9 protein-coding genes and 1 pseudogene are annotated in these 6,527 nt (G+C 71.1%); 2 read left to right on the top strand and 8 right to left on the bottom strand.

Annotated features, from left to right (window positions below; translation table 11 throughout):
• Window positions 1–424 precede the first annotated feature (424 nt).
• Both G6017_RS09220 and G6017_RS09215 read right to left on the bottom strand, forming a co-directional pair.
• Window positions 425–1,393, bottom strand: a complete 969-nt coding sequence (locus G6017_RS09220; protein ID WP_182617063.1) for a hypothetical protein — start codon at window positions 1,391–1,393, stop codon at window positions 425–427.
• A gap of 69 nt (window positions 1,394–1,462) precedes the next feature.
• Window positions 1,463–2,086, bottom strand: a complete 624-nt coding sequence (locus tag G6017_RS09215) for a TetR family transcriptional regulator (RefSeq protein ID WP_179523581.1) — start codon at window positions 2,084–2,086, stop codon at window positions 1,463–1,465.
• A 93-nt stretch (window positions 2,087–2,179) separates the two neighbouring features.
• On the opposite strand from G6017_RS09215, the gene G6017_RS09210 reads away from it, so the two are divergent.
• On the top strand, window positions 2,180–2,728 hold the full coding sequence (locus tag G6017_RS09210) for a DUF2020 domain-containing protein (RefSeq protein ID WP_182617062.1): 549 nt from the start codon (window positions 2,180–2,182) through the stop codon (window positions 2,726–2,728).
• An 18-nt stretch (window positions 2,729–2,746) separates the two neighbouring features.
• On the opposite strand, the gene G6017_RS09205 is transcribed toward G6017_RS09210, so the two are convergent.
• The 6 genes from G6017_RS09205 to G6017_RS09180 form a co-directional block, all read right to left on the bottom strand.
• Window positions 2,747–2,929 (bottom strand): hypothetical protein, encoded by a 183-nt coding sequence (locus G6017_RS09205; protein WP_179523579.1) that lies wholly within the window; start codon window positions 2,927–2,929, stop codon window positions 2,747–2,749.
• Window positions 2,929–3,729, bottom strand: coding sequence for a class E sortase (locus G6017_RS09200; protein ID WP_347237973.1), 801 nt, complete (start codon window positions 3,727–3,729; stop codon window positions 2,929–2,931). Before G6017_RS09200 ends, G6017_RS09205 begins: the two co-directional genes overlap by 1 nt.
• Complete coding sequence (locus G6017_RS09195; RefSeq protein WP_182617060.1) at window positions 3,726–4,328, bottom strand: TetR family transcriptional regulator; 603 nt, start codon at window positions 4,326–4,328, stop codon at window positions 3,726–3,728. Before G6017_RS09195 ends, G6017_RS09200 begins: the two co-directional genes overlap by 4 nt.
• A gap of 123 nt (window positions 4,329–4,451) precedes the next feature.
• Entirely contained in the window at window positions 4,452–4,742 is a 291-nt protein-coding gene (locus tag G6017_RS09190; RefSeq protein ID WP_182610645.1) for a GlsB/YeaQ/YmgE family stress response membrane protein, read from the bottom strand.
• Window positions 4,743–4,898: 156 nt separating this feature from the next.
• Window positions 4,899–5,186, bottom strand: a complete 288-nt coding sequence (locus G6017_RS09185; RefSeq protein ID WP_182617058.1) for an N-acetyltransferase — start codon at window positions 5,184–5,186, stop codon at window positions 4,899–4,901.
• The gene (locus G6017_RS09180) at window positions 5,183–6,079 is read right to left on the bottom strand and encodes a universal stress protein (protein ID WP_179523576.1); all 897 of its coding nucleotides are present in this window, start codon (window positions 6,077–6,079) and stop codon (window positions 5,183–5,185) included. The genes G6017_RS09185 and G6017_RS09180 overlap by 4 nt, the downstream gene beginning before the upstream one ends.
• Before the next feature lie 256 nt (window positions 6,080–6,335).
• On the opposite strand from G6017_RS09180, the pseudogene G6017_RS09175 reads away from it, so the two are divergent.
• Window positions 6,336–6,527, top strand: a pseudogene (locus tag G6017_RS09175) (pseudouridine synthase); the annotation flags it as partial.

The following is a 6,527-nucleotide window of genomic DNA, read 5'->3' as shown; positions in this document are numbered from 1 at the left end:
CGTCGGGCCGACCGGGCCTCGCGGGTCCGATCCGCACGGTCCCGGGCCCGCCGGGTCACGGTTCCAATGTTCATTGGTAACGGCGCTCGCAGAACCGCTGGTAGATCCTCCGTCTCCAATTGTTGACCCAAAGTCAACAGAAGAACCGCAGATCATGGCCTTGCCTGCTCCGCGGGTGCAACATAGAGTTCTTCCAGTCACCGGCCGGGGGGTGCGGTGGCGAGGTGAAGTGCGGACGAGGGGCTGTTACTTCACGACGAGGGGCCGGTATGAATACCGGGGCACCTGGGGGGGTGTCGGCCCGCCGCCTTCCGAGGCGAGCGTGGATTCCGGAAGGCGCGATGCGCAGTCCGCAGGAGGGAACGGCGTCGGATGCTGAGGGGCTCCGGCGTCGTTCCCCATTTCCGCGCCGGGCGGCCCGGGTTCAGTCGAGGATGTGCTCGGCGACCCTGCGCAGGCCCTCCAGTGCCCGTGCCTCGGCATCGGGCGAACGCGGCGTCTCCGGGCTGATCAACGTGATGTGCCACAGGTCGTTGTCCGCGATGAGGATCGTGTGGACCTCGACGCCCCCGCCGGTCGGGGCCGCCACGCAGTCGATGTACGCGGTATCGAGTTCGGGTCGGACCGGGGCGGGCGCCTCGGGAGCGGCCGGGGGTGCATCCTCGATCGACGCCCCGTCGGCTCCGCGGATCTCCGAACACGCGTACCGCACCCCCAACATCGCGGGCTGGCCGCGCAGCGCGGCCTGGGGGCCCCCACGTGGCTTGACCACCCCGGCCGCGAAGGTGTCCGGGATCTCGTCCCGCTCACCGGTGGTGGTCCGGGTGGTCGTGGGCGAGGTCGTGGGCATGGGCTTGACCTCCGTGGTGGTGTCGGCCCCCGCCACGGACTCCGGCTCCTCGCCCGTCCCGTCCCCGGGGTCGGCAGTCCCGGTCTCCGTCGTCCCTGTCGCCGTGCCTGTTCCCGTCTCCGACCCGTCTTCCGCCTCGGCCCCGGCTTCCGCCTCCGCCTCTGCCTCGGCGTCCGCCTCCGCCTGCTGCATCTCGTACAACTCCGGTGACCCCGGACCGCCGTAGGTGCACATCAGGCCCAGATCGCCGGAGCCGATGGGCTCGACCTCGGGCATGTCGGCGTCAGTGAGCTCGATCAGTTCGGCGGGCGTCAGGTCGAGGAGTTCACACGCGTTCAGCCGAGCATCGGGGGCGGGTCGTCCCTCGACCATCGCCGCGGCGATGTCGGGCCGGGGTTCCGGCGAGATCCGGGGTGGACCCGTCTCGCCGGCGTCGGAGAAGCCGAGCGCGGAGCACCCCGACACGGCCACCATCGCCGCCGACGCCACGAACCCCCGGGCGATTCGTCCCCCGGTTCCGGGACGGGGTCGCTGCGATCGCATGGGCCGATCCTACGACGTCGGCGTCCGATCCCTGATCCCGACCGTTCCGCGGACGCCCGCCCGGACGGGTCAGGCGTCGCCGGGGAGGATCTCGGTCGCCCTGATGACGGCGTCGAACGACTCGCGGATCCGGTCCTCCAGGAGGGTCGGCGACTCGTCGGTGCGCCACTGCTCGACCGCCACCCGCACGATCGCGATGGACGCCGCCGCCACCGTCGCGGCCTCCACGGACCCGGGATCCCTGCCCTCCCGGCGGGCCACCAGGGCGGCCAGCTCCTCCTCCGTCCGGGACAGGATCGCGTACACCTCGGTGCGGATCCCCGGTTCCCGCCGCCACATGTCGTGGAACCGGTTGAACAGAGGGGTCTCCTGCCGGGCCATCGCGACCTGCAGCCACAGCAGGCGGGTGAGCGCGGTCAGCGTGGACACGGACCGGTCGGTGAGGAACAGGTGCACCGCGTCGCGGTCCGGGGGGAAGGCGTCCGGGATGCACGCGGCGGCCTTGGAGGGGAAGTAGTTGAAGAACGTCCGACGGGACACGTTGGCGGCCTTGGCGATCTGGTCCACCGTCACGGCGTCGAGCCCCCGCTCGAGGGCCAGGTCCAACGCGACCGAGGAGATGGTCTCGCGCAGCTCGCGCCGGCGATGCTCGGTGCGGTCAGCGCCCTGCGCCTGCGTGGGTGGGCCGGTCACGTGGGCGCCTCCCCGTCGGTGGTCGATGAGTGTCGGTCTCTCAGTTCGGTGGTGATGACCTTACCCAGCGGGTCGGGTCCTATCCTGGTCATCATGCGTATCGCCGCCACGACCCTTCTCGCACCCCTGTCCGTCGTCCTGCTCGGCGTGATGGCGGGGTGCGGCGGGGACACCGAGCCGGCGCCGGAGATGGGGACGATCCGGACCGCGCCGCCGGAGACCAGCGAGCCGGAGATCCCGCAGGTCGAGCCGGTGACCAGTGCGGAGTGCCCGTACCTGTCGGTCGACGAGGCGTCGAGGCTCAACGGCGAGCTGGCCACCGACGTGCGGATCGACGACCGCGTCGACCCCGCCGCCTGCTTCTTCTACAGCGCCGACGGGGCAGTCCAGCTCACGACCACCGTGTACTCGGTCGAGTCGGAGGAGCGGGCCACCGAGTTGGTGGACGGCTCGGCGCCGGTCGGCGAGTCGGAGCGCTCGCACGTCGAGGGCGGGTGGACCGGTGGCCGCACCGGCGGCCCGGGGGGCGCCCTGGTGGTCCTGGCCCGCGGGACACAGGTCCTGGCGGTGCAGTCCACGCAGGAACAGTCGGTCAAGGTCCAGCGGGTGGCCGAGCTCGTCGCACCCCGGGTGGCCGACTGAGTCAGGGGGCCGACGTGCTCAGGGGGCGGGCGGGGAGGCCGCGACCGGGTCGACCGCCACGTGGGAGTACGGCATGAGCGCCTCGACGGCGGGGAACACCACCTCCATGAGCAACAGGAACACCGCCGCGATCAGGACGACGACCAGCACGATCCGCACCGGCGTGGGCCCGGGGAGCCTCCGGTAGAGCCAGGCGTACATCACCGACCCCCCAGCTCGGCGGGGAGTTCGCCGGGTACCCGCGCCTCGCTGCGTTCGAGTACCGCGTGCACCACGAGCCGTTCCGCCGCCGAATACTGCGGATGGCACGTGGTGAGCGTGGCCAGGGGCAGCAGGTCGGGGGAGGCGGGCTCGGCGCGTCCGGGTACCGCGTCGATCACCCACACGTCCTCCGGGCGGACCACCGAGACACCGGACAGCCCCTCGTACATGCCGGACGTCGCGCGGTCGGCGAGGTCCGTGGGTAGGCATTCGGCGGCCCGGGCGCGGGCCGAGGCGCGGTCGGGGGCGTCCACGGGCAGTACCCGGTAGACCAGCCACCGGTCAACCGTGGCGTACACCAGGGCGTCGCACGAGCGCAGGGCGTCCAGGTCGTTGAACGGCGATCCCCGGCCCACCCGGTGCCCGGCGACAGCGAAGTTGCCAGGCTCACCCGGACCCTGGGTCTCCGTGTAGTGCCCGGGCCCGGTCTCCAGCGCCGCGTCGCTGGTCCCGGACACCACCGCGAACCGGTAGTCCGAGCCGAACGCGGGGATGTACAGACGGGCGAACGCGGTGCCGTCGGCGAGTGCGGAGAGCCCCGGGTCCCCGTCATCGGCTCGCGTTCCGCGACCCCGAGGGTTGTCCGGTCCACCCCACCGCTGGTCCAGTTCGGCATCGGCGGCGGACTGGGCGCGCGCCGCGCCCAGGTCGGTCCACCACACCTGGTAGACGACGAAGAGGGCCAGCACGACGCCGAGCGTCACCAGCACCTCGCCCACCACACCCGCCGCGCGCGTCACGAGGGTTCCGTGACCATCCCCAGGATGAGCTCGGCCATGCTCCGTGCCGTCATCGCCGAGGTCTCGACCTCTCCGAGCATGGCGGCGGTGACGGAACCGTCGTGGAGGATCGCCAGCCGGTCCGCCAGGTCCGCGATGTTGTCGGGGTCCTCGAGCCCCATACCGGCGAGCTCGGAGCGGAGGGTGGAGGCGACCCAGGCCCGTTGATCGGACACCGCCGCCCGGATGGCGCGCTCGCCGTCGGTGCAGGGGCGGGGGAACTCGATGGCGGCGGCGAGGTGGCACGAGCCGGGGGTCGCGGGCTCCACGCGCTCACGGACGATGTCGAACAGCGCGAGGATGCGTCCGCGCGAGTCCGGCGCGGCGTCCGCTCGTCGCTGCCACAGCGCCCGGTCCCGTTCGGCCATGGCCCTCAGGTACGCCACGACGAGCTCGTCCTTGGAACCGTAGGTGTTGTAGAGGCTGGCCTTGGCGACCTTGGATTCCCTGAGGATCCGGTCGATCCCCACCGCGCGGATCCCGTCCGTGGAGAACAGGCGGGTCGACGTGGCCAGGAGCCGCTCCCGCGGTCCGGGTTTGGTCGACCGTGCGCTCGTCACAGGGGACAGACTATCGGCCTATCGGAGTGATGCCGGAATTGTCGGGCGCTCGCGTCGAAATGCGGATGGCCCGGCCCCGATGGATCGGGGCCGGGCCGTCCGGCACGTTCTGGTCTGACCTGATCAGACGCGGGTGCCGCGGTTGCTGCGACCGCCGACGAGGCTGACGAGCCAGATCACGAGACAGGCACCGACGATAGCGGCGAGGACGCCGGGAATGGAGAATGCCTGCGGCATCGCGCCACCCTCGCTGTTGGTGAAGAACGAGACGAGCCAACCGACGATGAACGCGCCGACGATGCCGGCGGCGATGTTGGCGAGGATGCCCATCTGGGCGTCACGCTTCATGATCTTGGAGGCGATCCAACCGGCGAGTCCGCCGATGATGATCCAGGCGATGATTGTCCCCATGATGTAATCCTTTCCCGAGAGGTACTCGGCCCGAGTGCGAGCCGCACCCACAGCAGAACACGCTTGCGCCCCGAACGCCTCCGGTCGGGCCGTGTGTGGGGTTAATCGTCGCTTATTCGTTACTCACCTGCACCTCAGGTGTCATGTGAGCAGTGGCTCTCAGGCGAGGTCCGCCGAGTCCGGGTTCTTCTGGACGTAGCGCTCGACGAACTCGCAGGCGGGCCGCACCCGCAGGCCCTCGTCGCGGGTGACCTCTAGGGCCTCGCCGATCATCCGCCCGGCCAGGCCGCGGCCGCCGAATTCCTTGTCCACCACGGTGTGCGGGAAGGTCCTGACGCCGTCGGCGTCGCTGTAGTCGGCGAAACCCGCCACGACGTCGTCGACCACGATCTCGAACCGGCCGGCGGCGGCATTGCGCTGCACCCGGATGTCCTCCCCGGCGCTCACGAGTGCGACTCCGGGCGCACGACCATCACCGGGCAGGGCGAGGCCTGCAGGAGCGCCCGACTGGTCGAGCCGAGGACCATGCCGGTGAATCCGCCCCGCCCGTGGGACCCGACGACGACGAGCTGGGCCTTCTCGGCCTGCTCCACGAGTGCCCGGACCGCGCGATCGCGGGTGACGACCCGCTCGATCCGCACGTCGGGGTAGCGGTCGGAGAAGCCGGCGAGCCGCTCGGACAGGACCTCGAGCTGCTGTTCCTCGAGCTGCCGCCAGTCCTCGTCGGTCAGCGCGATCCCCGCGGCGGCGGCCTGGACCTGCGGGTCCATCCAGGTGTGCACCGCGATCAGGGTGGCGTCGCGGGCCGAGGCCTCGGCGAAGGCCCACGCGGTGGCCTTGGTGCTGACCTCGGAACCGTCGACCCCCACCACGACCGGGCCCGAGCGGTCGAGGTCGTCGGTGTCCTCGCGGGTCACCACGACCGGGCAGAACGCGTGGCTGGCCACCGAGGCCGAGACCGAACCGAGGACCATCCCCTTGATCCCGCCCAGTCCGCGCGAGCCCAGGACGATCATCTTGGCCTTGCGGGAGTAGTCGATCAGGACCTGCGAGGGGTTGCCCTCGACGATCGCGTGCGAGACCTCGATGTCCGGGGCGACCTTGAGGGCGGTGGCCCTGGCCTGCTCCACGATCGGCTGGCACTCCTTCTCCAACTCGTCGTAGACGGGTTGGGGCGGGACCATGCCCTCGGCGAACATGGCGGCCGGCATCGTGTAGCTGGTCACCAGCACGAGCGGGACCCGCCGGGTGGCGGCGGTGTTGGCGGCGTACGCGACGGCGCCGGTCGAGGCTGCTGAACCGTCGATGCCGACGACCACGGAATTCTCGAGTGAAGCCATGCCTTGAGACTACCGCCACGGGTGGTTCGTGGAGGCGTTCTCAGAACTCGTCGGGGAAGGGGGCGTTGGGCGGGTACGCCATGTTGAAGCTGCCCTGGAACGCCGGGAGGAAGGCGCGGCCGGGACCGAAGAGGAAGAAGTCGACAACGGCGTCGATCATGGGTGCTCCTGGGGTGAAGGGGGCAGCTGGCATGCAAGTGACGCATGGGGTGCCTGGGGCGAAAAGTGAGTGTAGCCCAACGACTAGACTCTGCATATGCCGAAGTCCGGACGTCCGCGAAGGCCCCTGCCGTTGCGTGACGGCGTGGACCCGGTCCGGATCCGGCTCGCCGACCCCGGTCGGGGGCCCCGCAGCATCCCCGAGGAGCTGCGCCGGCGGTTCCCCGACCGGCTCGCCGAGCTCGAGGCGGCCCTCGCCTCCGGCCAGGTGGTCACCGCCGACGGGGTG

The sequence above is a fragment of the Dietzia sp. B44 genome, assembly GCF_014145245.1.
GTDB classification, from domain to species: Bacteria; Actinomycetota; Actinomycetes; order Mycobacteriales; family Mycobacteriaceae; genus Dietzia; species Dietzia natronolimnaea.
Note: the sequence above shows the minus strand (reverse complement) of the source record. Positions and strands in the feature narration are given on the sequence as shown.